This window comes from Pseudarthrobacter arbutini (genome assembly GCF_054510915.1).
Map to the genome: position 1 here is coordinate 1 of NZ_JBTNDQ010000040.1, position 1,332 is coordinate 1,332.

At 62.7% G+C, this 1,332-nt stretch carries 1 protein-coding gene; it reads right to left on the minus strand.

What is annotated here, in order from left to right; all coding sequences use genetic code 11:
- Positions 1-1,208, minus strand: a 1,208-nt coding sequence (locus ACX80V_RS21815; protein WP_485844905.1) for a DDE-type integrase/transposase/recombinase, incomplete at its 3' end; no start/stop codon positions are given.
- Positions 1,209-1,332 lie beyond the last annotated feature (124 nt).

The window sequence follows — 1,332 nt, forward strand, 5'->3', positions numbered from 1 at the left end:
CGCGTAGCTCCTATCGAAGAATCACTTGATTGTGCCCGGATGGGCGGTTGGCTTTTAGGGCCTTGCTTCGCGGTGGTCAGGGTGAGTAGTTCAGCGCAGAGGGCTTGAACCTGACGTTGGATTGCCGCTGGATTCAGGGGTTTGTTCTCCCGCTTCAACTTCGCCTTCACGCTTTGCCGGACAGTGCCCTCGTCGGCCAGGACCCGTTGGTATGGGGTCGCCGGCCGGTCGTACTTCTTGCTGATCTTTGCGCCGGTCCGGATCTTCTGGACGAGTTTCTGCTGGGGTCCGAAGTGATTGGTCAGCCGCCCTTGCAACGCCCAGATCCGGTTCAGTAGCTCCAGTTCCGCCGCCGTGTCATAACGGTGGTATCCGACGGTTTGGCGCACCACATGCCAGTTCTTCTGTTCCACATGGGCGCCGTCATTCTTGTTCCCGGACCGGGACCTGGTGAAGGTCAGTTGCTCCTGTTCACACCACCGCAGCAGCCCCCAATTGATGAACTCGCTCCCGTTGTCCGAATCGATCCCCAGGATCGGGAACGGGAACGCCGCGGTGGCTTCCTTGATCGCGGCGAACACCCATTTCTGGGCCTTGTTCCTGACCGACCGGGTCTCGGTCCACCCTGTGGAAATGTCAGTGATCGTCAGGGTGAAGCAGAACTCACCCCTGGAATTTCCGCCCTCGTGGCCGACCAGATCAATCTCCACAAACCCGGGCAACGCATCGTCCCATTCGGCCCAGGTCCGCATCGGGATGGAGTCCTTCAACAGTGTTCCGGGCTTGGTGTGGGAGCGGCCCCTTGGGTCGAGTTTCCCCCGGTCTGCCTTAAGCCGGCGGTCGATGGTGGCCGGGGCGATCTTCAGCAACAACGCCGCCGTTCCGTCCTCGATACTCAGCTCCTTGAACCCGCGCAGCCGCGGAACCAAATCCGGCAGCGCCGCTGCCAGCAGACGCCCGCACGGGGTGCCCTGGACGGCCCAGCAGAACCGCAGCGCCTCGATCACGTCGTCCCCGTAGAGCGGGGGCCTGGGCGGCCGGGGCTTGACCTGTTTGAGCACCAGGGCCTGCCGCAGCGCCTTCCGCGCGTGGTCACGGTGCCAATGCGTCAGGGCACACAGCTCGTCGAGGATTGTCTTCTTGGCGGCCCGGTCCGACCGGGCATATCGGAGGGCGGTGGTTTTCGTGACGGCCTTGCGTTCGCTCATCGAAAGCTCCATGGCTCACAGTGCCGGGCCGGCGGATACCATCCCAGCAGACGCGCCGCTACGCGGGCATTACCAAATGATTCTTCGATAGCAGCTACGCGGGCATCTTTGATGAGTCAACGCG